The following is a 20,955-nucleotide window of genomic DNA, read 5'->3' on the forward strand; positions in this document are numbered from 1 at the left end:
CCCACCCGAGCACCACGACACGACGAGGCACTGACTATGACGACGACGGCAATCTATGCAGCCGGTGCCGTGTGCTGGCGCCTCATCGACGGCAAGGTCCACCTCCTCGTCATCCACCGGACGGTGTACGGCGACGTCACCATCCCCAAGGGCAAGGTCGATCCCGGGGAGACGCTCGCGCAGACGGCCGTGCGGGAGATCAAGGAGGAGACCGGCCTGAGCGTCCACCTCGGCGTGCCGCTCGGCGTCTCCACGTACCCCCTGTCGAGCGGTCGCGAGAAGATCGTCCACTACTGGTCCGCTGAGGTCACCGACCAGGCCGTCCGCGAGAGCACGTTCATCCCGAACGGCGAGGTCGCCGCCCTGGAGTGGGTCACCATCAAGCGGGCACGGAGCTACCTCAGCTACGAGCGCGACGTGGAGATCCTCGACGCCTTCGCCGCGCTGGTCGACGAAGGCGTCACAGCCACCTTCGCCCTCATCGCGATGCGCCATGGGAAAGCCATGTCCCCCTCCGAATGGTCGGGCGAGGACGCGACCAGGCCGCTGGCGCCGCGCGGCGTCAAGCAGGCCGCGGGGAACGTCCCGACTCTGCTGGCCTTCGGCCCTCGCAAGATCGTGACGAGCACGGCCGTGCGCTGCGTCAGCACCGTCAGTCCGATCGCCGCGGCCGCGGGCATCGAGCCGAAACGCTCCGACCTCATCAGCCAGGACGCCTACGAGCGGGGCGAATCGGATGTCCGCCGGGTCGTCGGCCGCCGCGTCCGGGCGCTCAAGACGGCCATCCTCTGCAGCCACGGACCGGTCCTCCCCGAGATCCTGCACGAGATCGCGCTCGCCACCGGGTCCACCCGAGGCTCCTACCTCGGGAGCGCCGCCGCACTCGAGACCGGGGCGTTCTCCATCGTGCACCTCTCCCGGACGAACCCGAGCTCCGGCATCATCGCCATCGAGACGCACGAACCCCGCATCTGACCCGTCCGCGCGAACCCCCTGAACAGGGGGCGTTCGCGGTGCATTCGCGGCGTCGCCACGTCGGCCGCCATGAAGCCGTCGATATCCGTTCACCCGTTGTTTACCATCACGGGGGATGCTCGTCATGCCGCGTGGTTAGCGTCACTGACGAGCCAGCACCGGCTCGCACCCACACCAATGAATGGACACCCCTGTGAAGTTCTCACGTTTCGGCCGCGTCGCGGTCGTAGCAGCAGTCGCAGCCGTCGCACTGACCTCCTGCGCGGCCAACGAAGGCGGCGCCACCGCCACGAGCGCAGCCGCCAGCGACCTCAAGGGCAGCCTCGCCGGTAGCGGCGCGTCGTCGCAGGGCAGCGCCCAGGAAGCCTGGGTCGCCGCCTTCCAGACGTCGAACCCGGACGTCACCATCAACTACTCCCCCGACGGCTCCGGCGCCGGCCGCAAGGCGTTCATCGCTGGCGGTGTGCAGTTCGCCGGTTCCGACTCGGCGCTGTCCGACGAGGAGCTCACGAGCACCTTCGCCGCATGCGCAGCGGACACCAAGGCGATCGACCTCCCGGTCTACATCTCCCCCATCGCGGTCATCTTCAACATCGAGGGCGTCGACGAGCTCAACCTCGACGCCTCGACCATCGCGAAGATCTTCGCGGGTCAGATCACCAGCTGGGACGACCCGGCGATCGTCGCACTGAACCCCGACGCGAAGCTCCCCTCCACGGCCATCACCGCCGTCCACCGGTCCGACGACTCGGGTACGACGAAGAACTTCGCCGACTACCTGGGCAAGAACGCACCCGACGTGTGGACCGCTGAGCCGGCCGACACCTTCCCGTTCCAGTCGGGTGAGGGCGCCAAGGGCACCTCCGGTGTCGTCGACACCGTCAAGGGCGGCACCGGCACCATCGGCTACGCCGACGCGTCGAAGGCCGGCGACCTCGGTGTCGCGAAGATCAAGGTCGGCGAGGAGTTCGTCGAGTACAGCGCCGAGGGTGCTGCCGCCGTCGTCGAGGGCTCGCCGCTCGTCGAAGGCCGCGAGGCGAACGACATCGCCATCAAGCTCGACCGCGAGACCACGGACGCGACCCACTACCCGATCGTGCTCGTGAGCTACCTCATCGCCTGCCAGGAGTACGCCGACCCGAAGGTCGCCGACCTCGTCAAGGCCTACGCCGGCTACATCGCCAGCGACGCCGGCCAGGAAGAGGCTGCGAAGTCGGCCGGTGCTGCGCCGCTCTCCGCCGACCTCGCCAAGAAGGTCCAGGACGCGATCGCGACCATCAAGTAGTCCAACGGTCGAGCGTGCCGGGTCCTGCCCGGCACGCTCGACCTGCGTCACCAGCATCCGCAGTACCCGCAGTACCCGCTCCCCGAGCCTGTCGAGGGGCACCACCATCGCATCGAGAGAACGGGAACCAATGGCTGTCGAGGCCCTAGCTGCGAGACCCAAAGCCAAGCAACGAGTCGGCGACCGCGTCTTCTCGACGCTCTCCCTCGTCTCGGGATCACTCATCCTCGTCATTCTGGCGGCGGTCGCGATCTTCCTCATCGTCCAGGCGTTCCCCGCCCTCACGGCCGACTCGTCGTCGTTCACGGGTGCCCCGACGAGCTTCTGGGCCTACGTCGGCCCCTTCGTCTTCGGAACCATCTGGGCGGCCATCCTCGCCCTCGCGATCGCCGTGCCGCTCTCGCTCGGGATCGCCCTCTTCATCACGCACTACGCGCCGCGTCGCCTCGCGGTCGCCCTCGGCTACGTCATCGACCTCCTGGCCGCCGTGCCGTCGGTGGTCTACGGCCTCTGGGGCGCGCTCGTGCTCGCGCCGTTCGTCCAGCCCTTCTTCGCCTGGCTGTCCGAGAACCTCGGATGGATCCCGCTCTTCGGTGGCACGGTGTCCGGCACCGGTCGCACGATCCTCACCGTCGCCCTCGTGCTCGCGGTCATGATCATCCCGATCATCACCGCCATCTCCCGGGAGATCTTCCTCCAGACTCCGAAGCTCCACGAGGAGGCCGCACTCGCGCTCGGCGCGACGCGCTGGGAGATGATCCAGATGGCGGTCCTGCCGTTCGGCCGTCCCGGCATCGTGTCCGCCTCCATGCTTGGCCTCGGACGAGCACTCGGCGAGACGATGGCTGTGGCCCTCGTCCTCTCCCCCGCCGCCGTCTACTCGTTCTTCCTGCTCACCTCGAGCAACCCGAACACCATCGCGGCGAACATCGCCCTGAACTTCCCCGAGTCCTTCGGCATCGACGTGAACAAGCTCATCGCCACCGGCCTGATCCTGTTCATCATCACCTTCGTGGTGAACTTCATCGCCAGACTCATCGTCAACCGTCGTAAAGAATTCTCGGGAGCGAACTGATGACCGCCACGACCGACCGCCGTCAGGCGTCCATCGCCACGCCGTTCTCCAACTCGCTCACCGCGGGCAAGCTGCCGAAGTTCGCACCGCTCACGATCCTCGCGGGCAGCCTCATCGTCAGCGGTGTCATCTTCCTGCTGCTGCAGCAGTCGACCGCCGACAAGAGCTACAACGTCCCCGGGGCCGTCGTGCTCGGCGCCGCACTCTACGCGGTCACCGTGTACGTCGCGTCACTCATGGTCGAGGGTCGCCGGAAGGCCAAGGACCGCCTGCTCACCACCCTGGTGACCGCGGCCTTCGTCATCGCGCTCCTGCCGCTCGTCTCGGTCGCCATCACGGTGATCTCGGCCGGCGCCGCCCGGTTCGACCTCAACTACTTCTCGCTGTCGATGCGGAACGTCGTCGGTGAGGGCGGTGGCGCACTGCACGCCATCACCGGCACGCTGCTCATCACACTGGCCACGTCGGTCATCTCGATCCCGATCGGCATCCTGACCGCCATCTACCTCGTCGAGTACGGCCGTGGGCGGCTGGCACAGGGCATCACCTTCCTGGTCGACGTCATGACCGGCATCCCGTCGATCGTCGCCGGCCTGTTCGCGTTCGCCCTCCTCGCGATCTTCTTCGGCCCGGGCGTCCGGCTCGGCATCGGCGGTGCCATCGCGCTGTCGCTGCTCATGATCCCCGTCGTCGTGCGGTCGAGCGAGGAGATGCTGAAGCTCGTTCCGAACGAACTGCGCGAGGCCTCGTACGCGCTCGGTGTGCCGAAGTGGCTGACCATCCTCAAGATCGTCCTCCCGACCTCGATCGCCGGCATCATCACCGGCGTGACGCTCGCCGTCGCCCGCGTCATCGGTGAGACCGCGCCCCTCCTGATCATCGCCGGCTTCACCCAGAGCATGAACTACAACCTCTTCGACGGCCCGATGATGACCCTCCCGGTCTTCGTGTACACCCAGTACGCGAACCAGGGCACCGACGGGGCCTCCTACGTGGACCGCGCCTGGACCGGCGCGCTCGTCCTCATCCTCATCGTCATGGCGCTGAACCTCATCGCCCGACTCATCGCCAAGATCTTCGCCCCCAAGTTCGGCCGCTAGGCCGCGAGCAAAGGAACCCCGTGTCCAAGAGCATCGAAGTCAACGACCTCAACGTCTTCTACGGCAGCTTCATGGCTGTCGAGGGCGTCTCCCTCCAGATCCAGCCCCGCACGGTCACCGCGTTCATCGGCCCCTCCGGCTGCGGGAAGTCGACCTTCCTCCGCACCCTGAACCGCATGCACGAGGTCATCCCCGGCGCACGCGTCGAGGGTGAGGTCCTGATCGACGGCAACAACCTCTACGGCCCGGGCGTCGACCCGGTCCTCGTCCGCCGTCAGGTCGGCATGGTCTTCCAGCGCCCGAACCCGTTCCCGACGATGAGCATCAAGGAGAACGTGCTCGCGGGCGTCAAGCTCAACAACCGGAAGATGTCGAAGTCCGACCAGGACGCGCTCGTCGAGCGCTCGCTGCAGGGCGCCAACCTGTGGAACGAGGTGAAGGACCGCCTCGACAAGCCGGGTTCCGGGCTCTCCGGTGGTCAGCAGCAGCGTCTCTGCATCGCCCGCGCCATCGCCGTCTCCCCCGACGTCGTGCTGATGGACGAGCCGTGCTCGGCCCTCGACCCGATCTCCACGCTCGCGATCGAAGACCTCATCGAAGAGCTCAAGCAGGAGTACACGATCGTGATCGTGACGCACAACATGCAGCAGGCGAGCCGCGTCAGCGACAAGACCGCGTTCTTCAACATCGCGGGCACCGGCAAGCCGGGCAAGCTCATCGAGTACGACGACACGACCACGATGTTCTCGAAGCCGTCCGTCCAGGCGACCGAGGACTACGTCTCGGGTCGCTTCGGTTGATCTGACGCCGGCATCACGACAGCCCCACCCGGGATTCCCGGGCGGGGCTGTCGTCGTCTGCAGCAGGTCGGTGAGTCTGTCGAAGTCCGCGCTTCGACAGGCTCAGGACGGAGGGAACGGACTACGCCGTCTCGATGACCATGATCGGGTCGGTGGTGGGCTGCTTGGAGCCGCCCTGCGGCTCGACCGTCACGCCGACCTTGTCGCCTGCGCTCATGGCGCCGTCGAGGACCCGCCAGGTGGTGCCGTTCGCTGCGGAGAAGGTGCCGGCCGAGACCGGGCCTCCCTCGCCGATGTACCAGAGTTCGTAGACCTTGTCTGACGGCAGTGAGCCGAGTCCGTCGACGAGCAGGGCGGACTTGCCGAGCTCGCCCGACCAGACGAGGGTCGCCGTCGCATCGTCCATGGACACCTTGGCGCGCTGGACGTCGGATGCCGCGTTGATCTCCGCGAGCGCGACCGTCTGCGTGAGGGATCCGCCACCGAAGGTGTTCGCGAGTCCGACACCGCCGAAGATGAGGCCGACCGCTGCTGCGGCGCCGACGACCATGCCGACGGCACTGCGACGCCACCGTGAGGCGGCCTTGCGCTCCGCCGCACCGACCACCGGGGTGGTGGCTGCTGCGGGGGCCGGCGTGGCGATCGGTGTCGACACCGGCGCCTCATCGACGTCTGGAACCGCGGTCGGAAGCGCCTGCACCTCGGCGACAGGAGCGTCGACGGGGGCGTCAGCGGGCAGCTGCGGCAAGTTCTGGATCGCAGCCATGAGCGAGTTCTTGAGCGCTGCCGACGGCTGCACGGGAGGTGCTGCGAGGTCGAGCATGGCGACGGTCTCCTCGAATTCCGCCGCTTCCTCGCGGACGGACTCGTGTTCGGCGCGCAGGCGGTTGAACCGCTCCTGCTCGCGCGGGGTCAGGGTGTGCAGCGCGTTTCCGGCTGCCAGGTCTGTTGCATCGTCTCGCTCGGTCATGTACGCACCCCCAACTCGTCTCGAAGTCTGATCATTCCGTCTCGCAACCTGGTCTTCACCGTACCGATGGGCACGCCGAGCAGGTTCGAGATCTCGCTGTGACTGTAGCCGCCGTAGTAAGCGAGCGAAACAGCTTCGCGTTGCAGCTCGCTCAACCGGACGAAGGCCCGCTTGACGCGTTCGTGCTCGATCCGGATCTCGACCGTCTCCTGCACGTTGTCGACACGCTCGTCGAAGTCGCGGATGCCGATCTTGAGATCGCGGTCACGTCCGGCCTGTGAGGCCCGCACGCGGTCGATCGCACGACGGTGGGCCATGGTGAGCACCCAGGTCGTGGCCGTACCCTTGCCCGCCTCGAACTTCTGGGCGTTCTGCCAGACCTCGAGGAACACCTCCTGGGTGACCTCTTCGGACTGCGCGTGGTCGACGAGCACCCGCTTGACGAGTCCGAGGACCCGCGGCGCGATGTGGTCGTACAGCTCGCTGAATGCGACCTGGTCGCCGCCGGCCACGCGGATGAGGAGCGCGTCGAGCACGTTCGCCAAAGATACCTGCGGTGCAGCGTCGGCTTCCGGTCCCGTGGTCACAAGTCTTAGCTTCTCACGGACACCGGCCGTTTGCGCGACGCCCACCCGAGGTCGGGTCTGCGTGTACAGTGCGGCGGTCATACACGGAGTTCGGTGCCGACCCGGGATCCGATTGGAGGAATCGACCGGATTCGCCACCCCAGTTCCGGTGTCATCACGGAACAGGCGGCAGGAGGGCGAAGACCTCCGGAGAAAATAAGTGCCAGGCCGCAGAAACGCCTCTCGGCGCAAGGCCGCTCGAAGCGGCGATTTTTGGAGCCCGGGGTTACTGCGGCCCGGCTTGAACAGTGTAGCAAGGGAACACCTGTGGACATTCCCAGGTCGAGGGCCTTGACCAGCGCGCCCGGATCAGTCGAGGGAGTCGGTGCGCCACAATCGGGCGCAGCCGGCGAGCTCCTCGGCGATGGTGCTGAACCGTGCGGCCTTCGTGGTGAGTCTCGCGGCGTCTGCGGGGTCGACCGCATCCCGGTCGTCCGCGAGGGAGGTGCAGCCGACCGCGTTGATCCGGCAGAAGGACGCCGCCCGCTCGAGGGCGATCGCGAAGTCGCCGGTGTACAGCCCACGGAGGATCTGGTCGGCGAGGACGATGATCTCCTCCGGCCCGGTCGGCTCGGCCGCGCCGGCGATCACGGGATCGACGGTGGTGATGAGCTCGGTGCCCCGCTGGAAGCTGAAGCTCGTCCCCACCGGGTCCTGCCGGATGAGCAGGCGCAGCAGGTAGATGCGCCAGAGGGCTCCTGGGAGACTCCGCGGGCTGGCGTGCGACCAGAGTTCGGCGATGGCGTCGATCCCGTGCTCGTCCGTGTACGTCACGAGGCGGTCGACCACGGCAGGGTCCGGGTCCGCCCGCACCCGGGTGAGGAGTGCGACGGCCGTCTCGTGCGTGATCCTCGACACGGCCTCGGGGTCGAGACCGCCCTGGATCGCTTCGAGCATCGACGGCGGCAGCTTCGTCGGACGATGGAATCCCTCGGTCATGCCTGCTCCTCCCTGCGACGCGCTTCGCGCACCCGACAACGGTACTCGCCCCGTTGGGCGATACTCCCCCTGTGGCCCCGACCTGCGCGTCAACGGGTGCCGTCGAAATCTCGTAGAGTAGAGCGCGTATGGGCCTGTAGCTCAGTTGGCAGAGCATCGGACTTTTAATCCGCGGGTCGTGGGTTCGAGCCCCACCGGGCCCACCACAGACGCGGTACTCGAACGCGTCACATCGGGATAGACGGTCGTCGCCCGCCCATCCCCCGGCGTGGGTCGCTACATCGACGTGGCAGGTCGTGTCGGGCGCACATCGCCCGCAGCGCCGAATGCGTCCTCCCGGACCCGCGTCGCCTCGGCCCACTGCGCCGCGGGGACGATGGCGTCGATCGCGAGCCGCCACATGCGGTCCACCGACGCCGCGATGTCCGAGCGCCCGACCGTCGCCTGGGCGGTGAGCTGGACACCGGTGAAGAATCCGATCAGCGTGCGGGCCAGCTCCGGTGCCGACATCGAACTCTCCAGGTCCCCGGCCTGCAGCGCCACGTCGAGCTGAGCGGCCGTCCCCGAGATCCAGTCCTCGTAGAACGCGCCGGCCGGTTGGCTCAGCGAACCCTCATCGAGCGTGAGTCTGATCCCGGCACGGACCACCGGGTCGTTCTCGAGTTGATCGACGATGGCGCGCGAAACCCGGATGAGCCGCTCGAGGACCCCGTCATACTGTTCCGACACCCGTTCCATCAGGGGCATCGACCGTTCGTGCTGCTCGTGGATGACCGCGAGGGCGATCTGCTCCTTCGACTTGAAGTGGAAGTACATGGACCCCTGCGAGATCCCAGACGCTTCCGCGATCATCGACAGACTCGCGTTCCCGTAGCCGATGCGGTCGAAGACGGTCGCGGCACCCTCGACGATCGCGTCCTGCGTCACCTGTCCGCGTTCCTGCGTGGGCGTTCGTCGCGTCCCCGGCATCCTGGCCTCCTCGGGCAGCCTGTGTTCCGGCTCCGATCCATCGGCGCCGTATCCGTCGACCGTGGCCGGTCGGGGCCTCAGCCTAGAGGCTCGGAGCTCGCACAGCCGACCTCTTTTTGATAACTGGTACGAACGACTTATTCGTGACACACTGGTGGAGGTGATGCCGCCGCAGTCCACGCCTCAGTGGACTGTGTATTCGCGACGGGGGTTTGCGACGCTCACCGCCTCGACCGGTGGGTCACGCAGGGATCGGGGGATCCAGCACTGCGTGATCCACCCGGTCACACACGCGCCGTGATCAGCGCGCGAGCAGCTCCGGGAGGCCGGCCACCGTCGCTTCGTCCGCAAGGCTCGCGTCGACCGAGACGAACGACAGGACCGTGACGGGGACGCCGAGACGCGCGGCTGCCTCCAGTTTGTGGTGGCCGTCGAGCACGAAGTGCACGAGACCCGTGTGGGCGTCAGCGCTGTCGAACGGCTGCGTCCGGTCCAGCACGGAGACCGCGAGCACGGTCGCCGCTCCCCCGGCCCGAAGCCGCTCCTCGTACGAGGCCACGCGCTCGCGGTCGTTCCAACCGGGCGGCACCATCGGCACCAGGAACTCGAAGAGGGTCTCGTGCTCGCCGGTCGTCCGGGTCGGGCCGCGGTAGTAGCCGGTCGCCGGGTCCTCCGGCGCACCAAGCGTGGGGTCTATGCCGCGGTGCGCGACCTGTTCCCGCGAGAAGTAGTCGTGATCGTCACCCGGAGCAACCAGGACGGGCTCGATGGACAGCAGGAGCGGCAGATAGGTCCCCTCAGGCAGGATCGTCGACACGAGGTCGCGTAACGACGGATCGTCGATCGCGGGCACCCCCTCGTCCAGATGATCGTGCAGTGCGTCTGCGGCGAGCGCCCGAGCACCCTCGTCCAGACGACGGAACAGCAGCGCGCAGGTTCCGCACGGGAAGCTCAACTCGAACGCCTCCGCGCCATCGACGATGAGGTGGCGCCCGCCCGGCTCACGGAAGCCGGAGAAGCGCAGTGCGGCGTCGGGCGTCCCGAGGTGGACCGGCGCCGCGTGATCGAGCAGCCCGGTTCGAGATCGGGCGGATCCGTCGGTCATCGAGCTACTTCCGGACGGCCGGGATGATGACGCCGTCGATCACCGACACGAGGAAGTCACGCGTCACCGGCTCCCGCAGCATGAGCACGCGATAGCTCACCATCGCTTGGCTGATCAGCGCAAGGGTCTCCACATCGGCGTCCGCGCGGATCTCTCCGCGGTCGATCGCGCGCTGCAACAGGAAGCGGTTGACGGCCATGCGCGGCTCCACGATCGCCGCATGGATGGACTCGGTGAGCTCCGGGGCATCCGAGATCATCGACATCACGCCGGCGAACACGCGCATCTTGCGCTCGCCCTCGGCGATGGACGGCGCCTTGATCATCGCGACGAGGTCGCCGCGGAGTGAGCCGGTGTCGGGCAGCTTCGAGAAGTCGGGATCGATCTGCTTCATGCAGGCGACCGCGTCGATCACGAGTTCGGACTTCGACGCCCATCGGCGGTAGAGCGTCGCCTTGCCGGCCTTCGCCCGCGCGGCGACCATGTCGACCGTCATCCCGGCGTAGCCCGTGTCAGCGAGGACGTCGAGCGCCGCCTCCAGAATCTCCGCGTCGCGGGAGTGGTCACGCTTGCGTCCGAGCTTCGGGGCGTCGATCGGAGTCTCGAGCTGCGTCATCGCGGCCCACCTCCCTTTCGTCTCCCGGAACAGCATAGTTCAGGAACTTCATAGTTCTGGAACTGTTTGGTTTCGAAACTCTTCGGTTCCGTATATGCTCCTGCTCATGACCTCGAACAGTACTGCCGGAACCCCGGCCGTCTCCTCACGCCGCTGGTGGACGCTCGTCACCGTCGGCCTCGCCCAGCTCATGGTCGTGCTCGACGCCACCGTCGTGAACATCGCGATGCCCGCCGCCCAGGCAGACCTCGGATTCTCCGACGGCGACCGCCAGTGGATCGTCACCGCCTACTCCCTCGCCTTCGGCAGCCTGCTGCTCCTCGGCGGACGCCTGTCCGACCTCATGGGCCGGAAGCGGGCGTTCATCATCGGGCTCGTCGGGTTCGCGATCGCCTCGGCCCTCGGAGGCGCCGCGGACTCGTTCGGCACCCTCGTCGCCGCGCGGGCACTCCAGGGCGTCTTCGCCGCCCTCCTCGCACCGACCGCGCTCGCGATGCTCACGACCACCTTCACGATCCCGAAGGAGCGCGCCCGCGCGTTCGGCGTCTTCGGTGCGATCGCCGGCGCAGGTGGCGCGGTCGGACTCCTCCTCGGCGGATTCCTCACCGAGCAGTTCGACTGGCGTTGGAACCTGTACATCAACGTCGTGATCGCCGTGGTCGCCATCGTCGGGGCGGTCCTCTTCATCACCACCCCGAAGACGACCGGCCCCCGCCCCAAGCTCGACGTTCCGGGCACCGTCCTCGTCTCAGGTGCGTTGTTCAGCCTCGTCTACGGCTTCGCCAATGCCGAGACCGACGGCTGGGACTCGCCGCTCAGCTGGGCCTTCCTGGCTGCGGCAGCCGTGCTCCTCGTCGTGTTCGTCCTCTGGCAGCGTCGGGCCGCACATCCGCTCCTGCCCTTGTCGATCATCCTCGACCGCAACCGCGGTGCCGCGTTCATCTCGGTCATGATCGCCGGAGCCGGGATGTTCGGCATCTTCCTCTTCGTGACCTACTACCTGCAGGCCTCGCTCGGCTACTCACCGCAGCAGACGGGCTTCGCCTTCCTCCCGATGATCGCGATGCTCGTACTCGCCGCACAGCTGGGGACCAACCTCCTCGTCCCGCGGTTCGGGCCGAAGGTCATGGTGCCGTTCGGCATGACGCTCGGGGCGATCGGCATGCTCCTCCTCACCCGACTCGACCTCGACAGTTCCTATGTCGGCAACGTCATGCCGGCGCTCATGGTGCTCGGCTTCGCGATGGGATCGATCATGCCCGCCTCGATGCAGACCGCGACGCTCGGTGTCGACCGGGCGTTCGCCGGGGTCGCCTCGGCGACGGTCAACACGAGCCAGCAGGTCGGCGGGTCGATCGGTGTGGCGCTGCTCAACACCCTCGCGGCGAGCGCCGCCACGGCCTACGTGACCGACAACGCGCCGCCCACCCCCGAGGTGCTGGCGCAGGCTGCGATCCAGAGCTACCAGACCGCCTACTTCTGGGGTGCCGGGTTCTTCGCGGTGGGCGCCGTGACGGCGGCACTGCTGTTCCGCCGACGCAATCAGGGACTCGCCCTGCACCACGCCCCGGAGGCGTCCGCAGAGCCGGTGCTCGCGCGCTGATCCCACCGGGTTCCGAGCACAAGGGCGTCGCGCACTCGCGCGGCGGCCGTCTGCGTCATGGGAGGGCCACGCGGTCGGCGGTCAGACGGAGACGCGGAGGATCGACGTCATCTTCTTCCCCTTCGCGACCTCGTCCACGAGCTTGTCGAGCTGACGGACGCGCTGCATCAGGGGGTCCTCGATCTCCTCGACGCGGATGCCGCAGATGAGGCCCGTGATGAGCGACGCGTTGGGGTGCATCGCCGGCGCTTCGGCGAAGAAGGTCTCGAAATCCGTACCGTCGGCGAGCACCCGTTCGATCGCGGCGTCGTCGTAGCCCGTGAGCCAGGTGATGACCTGGTCCACCTCGCCCTTCGTGTGGCCCTTCCGCTCCGCCTTCGCGACGTAGAGCGGGTACACACTGGCGAAGCTCGTCGTGAAGATGCGATGTCCGGCCATACCGGTCAGTCTCCCACCGTCGCGCGTTCGGGACCAGGCCGATCACCGGCTATCCGTCGCTCGTCGTCCATCGCTCGGGGGACGCGTCCTGCGGCGACGGCTGCCTACCCTGGCAGCATGACGAATCCCGGACAGCACCCGCAGACGCCTTCGCCATCACCCTCGACGACACCGGCGTCGATGCCGGCCTCGACGCCGGCCTCGACGCCCGTCGATCCGGCCGTGCCCCAGCCGCAGCTCGCGACGTACGACCACGCCCTCCGCGCCGCACCGGCCTGGTGGCGTGGCGCACTCGCGCTCCTCCTGCTCGTCGTCGGGTTCCTGATCCTCTCGATCGTGCTCGGCGGCATCGCGCTCATCGTGGACGTGGCCACCGGGGCGTACACGCTCGACGACGTCGCGAACGGTCTCATGACGCTGACGCCGGTGACGATGCTCGCGAACAACCTGTCGCTCGCCGCGCTCATCCCGGTGTCGATGCTCATCCAGTGGGCGATCTTCGGCGTCCGTCCACGGTGGCTGTCCTCGGTGGAGGGGCGCTTCCGTTGGCGCTGGCTCGGGCGCCTTGCGCTCATCATCGTCCCGGTGTGGATCGTGTACGTCGGAGCGTCCGTCCTGCTCTCCCCGCTCGAGCCCATCGTGGTCGACGGCACCATGATCGCAATGCTCGCCGTCGTGATCCTCACGACGCCGCTGCAGTCGGCCGGCGAGGAGTACGGGGCGCGCGGCCTCATCCAGCGCTCCGTCGGATCGTGGTTCAGTCGACCGATCACCGCGTTCCTCGTCGGCACGGTCGTCTCCGGGGCGCTCTTCGCCTCGGTCCACTTCGCGGGCGACCCCTGGCTCATCGCCTACTACTTCGTGTTCGGCGCCTCGATGTCCTTCGCCGCCCGCGGCACCGGTGGCCTCGAGGCTCCGGTGCTCATCCACGCGACGAACAACGTCCTCCTCCTCGTCCCCACGGCCCTCATGTCGCAGACCGACCAGGTCTTCGAACGGGGCGAGGGCGCCGGCGGACCGTTCATGCTCATCCCGATGGCGCTCTGCGTCGCCGCAGCCGTCGTGAGCACCTGGTGGGGGCGCAGGAACGGCGTGACCGCGACGGCTCCGCTGCCGCCGAGCCGGGTGACGAAGCAGCAGGGGACGCCGCCGGCCGCCATGGCCGCTCCGGTGGCTACACCGACGCAGCTGCCGACGACCCCGCAGGATCCGTCGGCGGCTCCACCGCGATGACCTGCCCGCCGGTCACTCGCACGAGCTCCTCGAAGGTCGTCGGGAACACCGTGTGCGCATGGCCGGCTGCAGCCCAGACCTCCGGGTAGGCGGCGAGCGCCTCGTCCACGTAGGTGCGGATCTGTTCGGGGTGACCGACGGGCGCGACGCCGCCGATGACCTGCCCCGTCGCCGCCTTGACGACCTCGGCGTCAGCACGCTTCAGCCGTCCACCGAGCCGCTCGCCGACCCATGCGGTGTCGACACGGTGGGCGCCGCTCGTGAGGATCAGCGTCGGCTCGCCGTCGAGCGTGAACACGAGGGAGTTCGCGATCGCCCCGACCTCGATCCCCAAGGCCTCCGCTGCGAGCGCTGCCGTTCGTGCAGCATCGTCGAGCCAGGTGACCTCGCCCTGAGCCCCGCGATCGCGCAGCGTCTGCTCGACGATGGACACGGCAGGATGCGCTCGATCACTCATGCGACCATGCTGCCGCATCGGGCCGTCGGCGCGCGAGTGCCGGGACGCCGCGGGACGCGGCGCGAGGTCAGTCGCCGAGTGGGACCAGCGTCACCGCGAGTCCCGCTTCCCGGAGGAGTGCGATGGTCTCGGGTGCGGCCTCGTCGTCGGTCAGGAGGGCGTCGAAGGCCTCGAGCCCGGCGATCCGGCCGAGCTGCCGCACACCGAGCTTCGAGGCATCGGCGACCACGACCACCCGCTCGGCCGCGCGAACCATCCTGGCTTTCACCTCGGCCTCGGGCAGGTTGACGTTGGTCACGCCATGGCCTGCGTCGACACCGTTGCACCCGATGAAGGCGAGATCGGCGTGGACCTGGCCGAGTAGCGAACCGGCGAGCGGATCGACGAGCGAATGCTGGAGCGGCCGAAGCGATCCACCAGTGACGATCACCGAGAACCTCGGGATCTCCGACTCGAGCTCGAGCGCGATGGTCAGGCCGTTCGTGATGACCACGACGTCGGCGAGGTCGCGGCGAGCCTTGAGCGCGCGGGCGAGGGCGAGGCCGGTGCTGCCGACGTCGACGATCACGCTCTGACCGGAGCGCACCATCGCGGCCGCCGCCTCACCGATCCGCTGCTTCGCGTGGGCCGAGGTCGCGGTCGCGAGTTCGATCGGCGACTCCACGGCGCCGCGTCCCTGCACGGGCATCGCACCTCCGTGCACGCGGACGGCCTCGCCCTGGTCGACGAGGGTGTCGAGGTCCGTCCGGGCGGTCACCCGGGAGACGCCGAAGTCGTCGGAGATGTCGGCCACGCGCACGAAGCCGCGCTCGTCGAGGAGCTCGCGGATGCGGTCGCGTCGCAGTGGGGCGGGCAACTGCATCGGCTCGTCGTCGGACATGCATGAATCTTCGCTGACTTGCCTATACTTTTCAAGGCGAAACGTTGTACGTTTCCTTTCGACAACCCGTTCTGAGGATCCCCATGCCCCCACTCGACGACACCTTCGTCATCGACCCGGCGATCGCGAGCTCGACCCAGCGCCTCGCCGACGGTCGCGAACTCATCTACTTCGACGACGTCGACACGACGCTGCCCGCGGAGCGCCTGCCCGACGCACGCGAGCTCGCGCCACGACCACCGACCGCGTCCATGCGCCAGGACCCGCTGACCGGTGAGTGGATCTCTATCGCCGCCGCCCGCCAGAACCGGGTGATGCTGCCACCCGCGAACCTCGACCCGCTCGCGCCCGCGAGCCCCTCGAACCCCTCCGAGATCCCCGACCAGTACGACGTCGCGGTCTTCGAGAACAAGTCGCCGTCCTTCGGACCGCTGCTCGAAGACGAGAACGCACCGGTCGACCTCGCCGACCTCGAGACGGTCGGAATCGGCCGGACGCGCACCTCGGTCGGCCGATGCGAGGTCGTGAGCTTCAGCCCGTCGAGCACCGGTTCCTTCGGCTCGCTGTCCCGCACCCGGGCGCGCACGGTGATCGAAGCGTGGGCCCGCCGGACGCACGCACTGTCGCAGATCGACTCGATCCAGCAGGTGTTCCCCTTCGAGAACCGTGGCGAGCAGATCGGTGTCACCCTCCACCACCCGCACGGACAGATCTACTCCTACCCCTACGTGACCCCGCGCACGCAGCGGCTCATCGCCGCGAGCGAGGCCTACGGTCCCGGACTCTTCGCCGACATCCTCGCCGCGGAGCAGGCTGACGAGCGCGTCGTCCTCGCCGGCGAGCACTGGACGGCGTTCGTCCCGTTCGCCGCGCGCTGGCCCCTCGAGGTACACCTGCTCCCCCACCGGCACGTGCCCGACTTCGCCGCGACCTCGCTCGAAGAACGGGATGAGCTCGCCGGTCTCTACCTGCGGTTGCTGCGGGGAGTCGACGCCCTGTACGACACCCCGACCCCGTACATCGCCGCCTGGCACCAGGCGCCGACCCGCGTCCACCGCGACGAGCTCCGACTCCACCTGCAGCTCACCTCCCCACGTCGTGGAGCCGACCGCCTGAAGTACCTGGCCGGCTCCGAGGCCGCCATGGGCGCCTGGATCGGCGACGTCCCGCCCGAGACCACCGCCACCGCCCTGCGCGCCGCGATCGCCGCAGCCGACGAGGAGAACCCCGTATGACCGACCTGCAGCGCACCGCCACGAGCGGATTCGAGAACGCCTTCGGTAGCGAACCGCACGGCCTCTGGACCGCGCCCGGCCGCGTGAACATCATCGGCGAGCACACCGACTACAACGACGGCTTCGTGTTCCCGATGGCGATCGACCGCCGCACCGTCGCAGCCGTCCGGCGTCGCGACGACGACCGCATCCGGGTCTCGAGCAGCTTCTCGCCCGAGATCGTCGAGGTCTCGGTGCGCGCGCTCGATCCCGACGCCCTGCACGGCTGGTCCGCCTACCCGCTCGGCGTCGCGTGGGCGCTCGGCCAGTTCGGGGCGCCCTTGCAGGAGGTGCCCGGGGTCGACATCTACATCGACTCCGACGTCCCGGTCGGGGCCGGACTCTCCTCCTCCGCGGCCATCGAGGCCTCGGTCGCCGTCGCACTGAACGAGATCTGGCACCTCGACCACGACCGCCGGACGCTCGCGAAGATCTGCCAGCTCGCCGAGAACCGGGCGGTCGGCGCACCGACCGGCATCATGGACCAGTCGGCGTCGCTCCTCGGCCGGCGTGACTGCGGCGTCTTCCTCGACTGCCGCTCGCTCGAGACCGACGTCATCCCCCTCGGCTTCGAGGAGCACGACCTCGAGCTGCTCGTCATCGACACGCGCGTCGAGCACGCCCACGTGTCGGGCGGGTACGCCGCACGTCGGGCGTCCTGCGAGGCGGGTGCCGCAGCGCTCGGCGCCGACTCACTCCGCGACGTCACGGTCGGCGACCTCGACCGCGCTCGTGAGCTGCTCGACGACGAGACCTTCCGCCGTGTTCGTCACGTCGTGACCGAGAACCAGCGGGTCCTCGACACCGTCCGGACCCTGCGCGAGCACGGCCCGACGTCGATCGGCGAGCTGCTCGTGGCCTCGCACGCGTCGATGCGTGACGATTTCGAGATCTCCGTGCCGGAACTCGACCTGGCCGTCGAGACGTCGATGGCCGCGGGTGCGATCGGTTCGCGCATGACCGGTGGTGGCTTCGGGGGTGCGGCGATCGCCCTGGTCCCCGTCGCCCTGGCGTCGGCCGTGGCGGAGGCGGTCACGGCGGCGTTCGCCGAGGCGTCCTTCACCGCCCCGACCATCTTCCCCGTCCGCCCCGCCGCCGGAGCCACCCGAGAATCCTGACCTTCCCCTCCCCTGCCCGCGAACTGTCAATTCCGGTTAGTCCCGGCCGCCCGGACTAGCGTCGAGTGACAGTTCGCGGGCAGGGTGTGGAGAACTTCCGACGCCGAGACGCCGCAGTCGGCACCGTGGTGAGATGGTCCGCCGACGTCCCCTCCCCCTCGAACTCAGCAAGCAGCCGTTCTCCATGGCCGACGCCGACGAACTCGGTGTGCCTCGATCGCGGCTACGAGCGCGCGACCTCGCCACGCCGCACCGAGGCGTCCGGGCACCGCTCGACCAGCCCACGGACATCCCCGGACGCTGTCATGCCTATGCCCCGCTCCTGCACGATGGGCAGTTCTTCAGCCACGTGAGCGCGGCGGCCTTACACGGCCTCCCCGTGCCCACCTGGGAACACGAGGCACCACTCGATGTCGCGTCCATCGCTCCGGCACGCGCGCCTCGAGGATCGGGCGTGCGCGGGCATCAACTCGACGGGGACCACTGGGAGGTGGTCGCCGTCGAAGGGCTGCCGGTGCTGACCGCCGTCGACGCCTGGTGTCAGCTCGGAACCCGGCTCCCCTTGGACGACCTGGTGATCGCCGGCGACGTGCTGCTCCGCCGCAAGCGACCGCTGGCCTCGGAGCAACAGATCGTCCGTGGGCTGGCACGGATGAACGGCCGTCGCGGCGCGAAACGGCTGCGGCTCGCGTTCTCGATGATGCGGCCGCGGACGGATTCGCCGATGGAGACCGCATTGCGCCTGCTGATCGTCCGCGCGGGCCTTCCGGAACCGCTCGTCAACGAGGTGATCTCGGACGCCCACGGACGGTTTCTGGCTTTGGGCGACCTGGTGTATCCCGAACAGCGGGTCCTCGTCGAATACGACGGCGGCACCCACTTCACGGATGAACGGCAGATCTTCCACGACATCGATCGACTCGACCGAGTCATGGCAGCGGGCTGGCGGGTCATCCGGGTGAATCGCTCGCACCTGACGGACCCGTCGCCCATCCTCACCGCCCTGGCTCTGGAACTGTCACTTCCGGCTAGTCCCGGCCGCTCGGACTAGCGTCGAGTGACAGTTCGCGGGCTGGGTTAGGGGGTGGCCATGCGGACGACGTTGGCGAGGAGACCGACGCGGGTCATGGGGCCGACACCACCGGGGTTCGGGCTGATCCACGAGGCGACCTCGGCCACGTCAGGGGCGACGTCGCCGACGACCCGGGACTTGCCGGTCTCGGGGTCGGTCTCGCGGCTCACACCGACGTCGAGGACGATCACGCCGGGCTTCACGGCATCGCGCGTGACGATCCCGGGGACGCCCGCCGCGGCGACGATCACGTCGGCGGTGCGGAGGATGTCGTCGAGTCCGACCGTTCCGGTGTGCGTCAGCGTGACCGTCGCGTTGTATTCACGACGGGTGAGCAGCGGGCCGATCGCGCGACCGACGGTGACCCCGCGGCCCACGACGACGACGTGCTTGCCCGCCCAGCTGATCCCATGGCGTTCCACCAGCTCGATGACGCCCTTCGGCGTGCACGGCAGCGGCGTGTGGATCGGGCGGTTCACGTTGAGCACGAGACGACCGAGGTTGGTCGGGTGGAGCCCGTCGGCGTCCTTCTCGGGATCGATGCGCTCGAGGATCGCGTCGGTGTCGATGTGCTTCGGCAACGGCAGCTGCACGATGTAGCCGGTGCAGCTCTCGTCGGCGTTGAGCTCGTCGAGGACGGCCTCGAGCTCCTCCTGCGAGACCGTCTCGGGCAGGTCGCGTCGGATCGACTCCATGCCGACCTCGGCGCAGTCGCGGTGCTTCCCGGCGACGTACCACTGCGAACCCGGGTCGGACCCGACGAGGACGGTGCCCAGCCCGACCGAGATGCCACGCTCCTTGAGCGCGGCCACCTCGATCGCGAGTTCGGACTTGATGGCGGTGGCCGTGGCCTTACCGTCGAGGATCTGTGCGGTCATGCGCCCGCGCCCTACTGCTGGAGGCCGGGGTAGAGCGGGAAGCGCTCGGCGAGCGCGGTGACGCGCTCCCGGAGGGCTCCGGCCTCGGCACCGTTGCGCAGCGCGAGGGCGATGATGTCGGCGACCTCGGCGAACTCGGTGTCGCCGAAGCCACGCGTCGCGAGCGCCGGCGTACCGATCCGCAGACCGGAGGTGACCATCGGCGGGCGCGGGTCGAACGGCACCGAGTTGCGGTTGACCGTGATGCCGACCTCGTGGAGGAGGTCTTCGGCCTGCTGGCCGTCGAGCTCGGAGGTGCGGAGGTCGGCGAGCACGAGGTGCACGTCGGTGCCGCCGGTGAGGACGTCGATGCCGGCGGCCTTCGACGCCTCGGAGGTGAGCGCCTCGGCGAGGAGCTTGGCACCGCGGAGCGTCCGCTCCTGACGGTCCTTGAACTCAGCCGTGGCGGCGAGCTTGAACGCCGTCGCCTTGGCGGCGATGACGTGCATGAGTGGTCCGCCCTGCTGGCCGGGGAACACGTTCGAGTTGAGCTTCTTGGCGAGCTCCATGTCGCGGCTCACGATGAAGCCGGAGCGCGGGCCGCCGATGGTCTTGTGCACGGTGGAGGACACGACGTCGGCGAACGGCACGGGCGACGGGTGGACACCTGCGGCGACGAGGCCGGCGAAGTGCGCCATGTCGACCCAGAGCTTCGCGCCGACCTCGTCGGCGATCGCGCGGAACGCGGCGAAGTCGAGCTGGCGCGGGTAGGCGGACCAACCGGCGATGATGACCTGCGGCTTGTGCTCGAGGGCCTTGTCGCGGACGACGTCCATGTCGACGAGGAAGGTCTCGGGGTCGACGCCGTAGGAGACGGCGTTGTAGAGCTTGCCGGAGAAGTTGAGCTTCATGCCGTGGGTGAGGTGACCGCCGTGGGCGAGCTCGAGACCGAGGATGGTGTCGCCGGGGGTGGCGATCGCCGACAGGACCGCGGCGTTGGCCGTGGCGCCCGAGTGCGGCTGGACGTTCGCGTACGCGGCGCCGAAGAGGCTCTTGGCCCGCTCGATCGCGAGGGACTCGGCGATGTCGACGAACTCGCAGCCGCCGTAGTAGCGACGACCCGGGTAGCCCTCGGCGTACTTGTTGGTGAGGACACTGCCCTGCGACTGCAGGACGGAGACGGGCACGAAGTTCTCGCTCGCGATCATCTCGAGGGTGTTGCGCTGGCGACCGAGCTCCTGCTCGAGGACCGCTGCGATCTCGGGATCGACCTCGGAGAGTGGCGCGTTGAAGGTGTCGGACAAGACTGGCTCCCTTTTGTGACAGAACGGATGTCGGTGATGTGCCGTTTCGGCCCAGGCGTGCGGCCGAATCCGCCCTTGTCTTCAAGGTGCAGGGTCGCTCCCCGATGGTGAACCATCTGAGGCGGAGCGGAACTCCGTCTATACGCCAGTTGCGACTGCTAGCAGCATAGCAACGGGACGCCCGACGCGCACCGTCCTGTGGAGAGGCCGGGCAGCGGTGGGGGCCGGTGTGTCAGGATGGCCCGACGCTTGTTCACCC

Annotated in this window: 21 protein-coding genes, 1 tRNA gene and 1 riboswitch; of the genes, 11 read left to right on the forward strand and 11 right to left on the reverse strand. The window is 68.6% G+C overall.

Features of this window, described 5'->3' with window-relative positions; genetic code table 11:
- The first annotated feature begins 36 nt into the window (after positions 1 to 36).
- From IFU11_RS05035 to pstB, 5 genes are all read left to right on the forward strand, one after another.
- Positions 37 to 975, forward strand: a complete 939-nt coding sequence (locus IFU11_RS05035) for an NUDIX hydrolase (protein ID WP_192018299.1) — start codon at positions 37 to 39, stop codon at positions 973 to 975.
- Between the two features lie 193 nt (positions 976 to 1,168).
- Complete coding sequence (pstS, locus tag IFU11_RS05040; RefSeq protein WP_342365660.1) at positions 1,169 to 2,260, forward strand: phosphate ABC transporter substrate-binding protein PstS; 1,092 nt, start codon at positions 1,169 to 1,171, stop codon at positions 2,258 to 2,260.
- A 130-nt stretch (positions 2,261 to 2,390) separates the two neighbouring features.
- The gene (gene pstC, locus IFU11_RS05045; protein WP_064296608.1) at positions 2,391 to 3,335 is read left to right on the forward strand and encodes a phosphate ABC transporter permease subunit PstC; all 945 of its coding nucleotides are present in this window, start codon (positions 2,391 to 2,393) and stop codon (positions 3,333 to 3,335) included.
- Positions 3,335 to 4,435, forward strand: a complete 1,101-nt coding sequence (gene pstA, locus IFU11_RS05050) for a phosphate ABC transporter permease PstA (RefSeq protein ID WP_137242105.1) — start codon at positions 3,335 to 3,337, stop codon at positions 4,433 to 4,435. The genes pstC and pstA overlap by 1 nt, the downstream gene beginning before the upstream one ends.
- Before the next feature lie 20 nt (positions 4,436 to 4,455).
- On the forward strand, positions 4,456 to 5,235 hold the full coding sequence (pstB, locus tag IFU11_RS05055; RefSeq protein WP_056007815.1) for a phosphate ABC transporter ATP-binding protein PstB: 780 nt from the start codon (positions 4,456 to 4,458) through the stop codon (positions 5,233 to 5,235).
- A gap of 121 nt (positions 5,236 to 5,356) precedes the next feature.
- On the opposite strand, the gene IFU11_RS05060 is transcribed toward pstB, so the two are convergent.
- The 3 genes from IFU11_RS05060 to IFU11_RS05070 form a co-directional block, all read right to left on the reverse strand.
- Positions 5,357 to 6,205 carry an anti-sigma factor gene (locus IFU11_RS05060; protein ID WP_191940679.1) on the reverse strand — a complete coding sequence of 283 codons (849 nt, stop codon included), beginning with the start codon at positions 6,203 to 6,205 and terminating at the stop codon, positions 5,357 to 5,359.
- Entirely contained in the window at positions 6,202 to 6,792 is a 591-nt protein-coding gene (gene sigK / locus IFU11_RS05065; RefSeq protein ID WP_229940357.1) for an ECF RNA polymerase sigma factor SigK, read from the reverse strand. The genes IFU11_RS05060 and sigK overlap by 4 nt, the downstream gene beginning before the upstream one ends.
- A 348-nt stretch (positions 6,793 to 7,140) precedes the next feature.
- Complete coding sequence (locus IFU11_RS05070; RefSeq protein ID WP_191940678.1) at positions 7,141 to 7,770, reverse strand: DNA-directed RNA polymerase subunit beta; 630 nt, start codon at positions 7,768 to 7,770, stop codon at positions 7,141 to 7,143.
- Between the two features lie 130 nt (positions 7,771 to 7,900).
- Between IFU11_RS05070 and IFU11_RS05075 the strand changes: the two genes are divergently transcribed.
- Positions 7,901 to 7,976 (forward strand) — tRNA-Lys (locus tag IFU11_RS05075).
- A 70-nt stretch (positions 7,977 to 8,046) separates the two neighbouring features.
- On the opposite strand, the gene IFU11_RS05080 is transcribed toward IFU11_RS05075, so the two are convergent.
- The 3 genes from IFU11_RS05080 to IFU11_RS05090 all read right to left on the reverse strand — a co-directional run bounded on the left by IFU11_RS05080 (position 8,047) and on the right by IFU11_RS05090 (position 10,460).
- Positions 8,047 to 8,739: a ScbR family autoregulator-binding transcription factor gene (locus IFU11_RS05080; protein ID WP_192018300.1), complete on the reverse strand. Its 693-nt coding sequence runs from the start codon at positions 8,737 to 8,739 to the stop codon at positions 8,047 to 8,049.
- Between the two features lie 301 nt (positions 8,740 to 9,040).
- A complete protein-coding gene (locus IFU11_RS05085) occupies positions 9,041 to 9,844 on the reverse strand; it encodes a hypothetical protein (RefSeq protein WP_192018301.1) in 804 nt (267 codons plus the stop codon).
- Positions 9,845 to 9,848: 4 nt separating this feature from the next.
- Entirely contained in the window at positions 9,849 to 10,460 is a 612-nt protein-coding gene (locus IFU11_RS05090) for a TetR/AcrR family transcriptional regulator (RefSeq protein ID WP_192018302.1), read from the reverse strand.
- Between the two features lie 106 nt (positions 10,461 to 10,566).
- Here IFU11_RS05090 and IFU11_RS05095 point away from each other — a divergent pair, with 106 nt between their 5' ends.
- Entirely contained in the window at positions 10,567 to 12,063 is a 1,497-nt protein-coding gene (locus IFU11_RS05095) for an MFS transporter (protein ID WP_244631628.1), read from the forward strand.
- 81 nt (positions 12,064 to 12,144) lie between these two features.
- On the opposite strand, the gene IFU11_RS05100 is transcribed toward IFU11_RS05095, so the two are convergent.
- On the reverse strand, positions 12,145 to 12,501 hold the full coding sequence (locus IFU11_RS05100) for a DUF2200 domain-containing protein (RefSeq protein WP_192018304.1): 357 nt from the start codon (positions 12,499 to 12,501) through the stop codon (positions 12,145 to 12,147).
- A gap of 117 nt (positions 12,502 to 12,618) precedes the next feature.
- Here IFU11_RS05100 and IFU11_RS05105 point away from each other — a divergent pair, with 117 nt between their 5' ends.
- Positions 12,619 to 13,734 (forward strand): CPBP family intramembrane glutamic endopeptidase, encoded by a 1,116-nt coding sequence (locus IFU11_RS05105; RefSeq protein WP_192018305.1) that lies wholly within the window; start codon positions 12,619 to 12,621, stop codon positions 13,732 to 13,734.
- Here IFU11_RS05105 and IFU11_RS05110 read toward each other — a convergent pair.
- Together IFU11_RS05110 and IFU11_RS05115 are read right to left on the reverse strand one after the other, a co-directional pair.
- The gene (locus tag IFU11_RS05110) at positions 13,676 to 14,191 is read right to left on the reverse strand and encodes a YbaK/EbsC family protein (protein ID WP_192018306.1); all 516 of its coding nucleotides are present in this window, start codon (positions 14,189 to 14,191) and stop codon (positions 13,676 to 13,678) included. The genes IFU11_RS05105 and IFU11_RS05110 overlap by 59 nt on opposite strands.
- A 67-nt stretch (positions 14,192 to 14,258) precedes the next feature.
- Positions 14,259 to 15,071: a DeoR/GlpR family DNA-binding transcription regulator gene (locus tag IFU11_RS05115; RefSeq protein WP_192018307.1), complete on the reverse strand. Its 813-nt coding sequence runs from the start codon at positions 15,069 to 15,071 to the stop codon at positions 14,259 to 14,261.
- Between the two features lie 83 nt (positions 15,072 to 15,154).
- On the opposite strand from IFU11_RS05115, the gene galT reads away from it, so the two are divergent.
- The 3 genes from galT (at position 15,155) to IFU11_RS05130 (ending at position 18,514) form a co-directional block, all read left to right on the forward strand.
- Positions 15,155 to 16,306, forward strand: coding sequence for a galactose-1-phosphate uridylyltransferase (gene galT / locus IFU11_RS05120; protein ID WP_192018308.1), 1,152 nt, complete (start codon positions 15,155 to 15,157; stop codon positions 16,304 to 16,306).
- On the forward strand, positions 16,303 to 17,463 hold the full coding sequence (galK, locus tag IFU11_RS05125; protein WP_192018309.1) for a galactokinase: 1,161 nt from the start codon (positions 16,303 to 16,305) through the stop codon (positions 17,461 to 17,463). Before galT ends, galK begins: the two co-directional genes overlap by 4 nt.
- A 133-nt stretch (positions 17,464 to 17,596) precedes the next feature.
- Positions 17,597 to 18,514: a hypothetical protein gene (locus tag IFU11_RS05130; RefSeq protein ID WP_192018310.1), complete on the forward strand. Its 918-nt coding sequence runs from the start codon at positions 17,597 to 17,599 to the stop codon at positions 18,512 to 18,514.
- A gap of 26 nt (positions 18,515 to 18,540) precedes the next feature.
- Here IFU11_RS05130 and IFU11_RS05135 read toward each other — a convergent pair whose 3' ends face one another.
- Together IFU11_RS05135 and glyA are read right to left on the reverse strand one after the other, a co-directional pair.
- Positions 18,541 to 19,413, reverse strand: a complete 873-nt coding sequence (locus tag IFU11_RS05135; RefSeq protein ID WP_085510300.1) for a bifunctional methylenetetrahydrofolate dehydrogenase/methenyltetrahydrofolate cyclohydrolase — start codon at positions 19,411 to 19,413, stop codon at positions 18,541 to 18,543.
- 11 nt (positions 19,414 to 19,424) lie between these two features.
- Complete coding sequence (glyA, locus tag IFU11_RS05140; RefSeq protein WP_064296623.1) at positions 19,425 to 20,696, reverse strand: serine hydroxymethyltransferase; 1,272 nt, start codon at positions 20,694 to 20,696, stop codon at positions 19,425 to 19,427.
- A gap of 42 nt (positions 20,697 to 20,738) precedes the next feature.
- Positions 20,739 to 20,857, reverse strand: a riboswitch (ZMP/ZTP riboswitch).
- Positions 20,858 to 20,955 lie beyond the last annotated feature (98 nt).

The sequence above is a fragment of the Plantibacter sp. CFBP 8804 genome, from assembly GCF_014841225.1.
Classification (GTDB): Bacteria; Actinomycetota; Actinomycetes; order Actinomycetales; family Microbacteriaceae; genus Plantibacter; species Plantibacter auratus.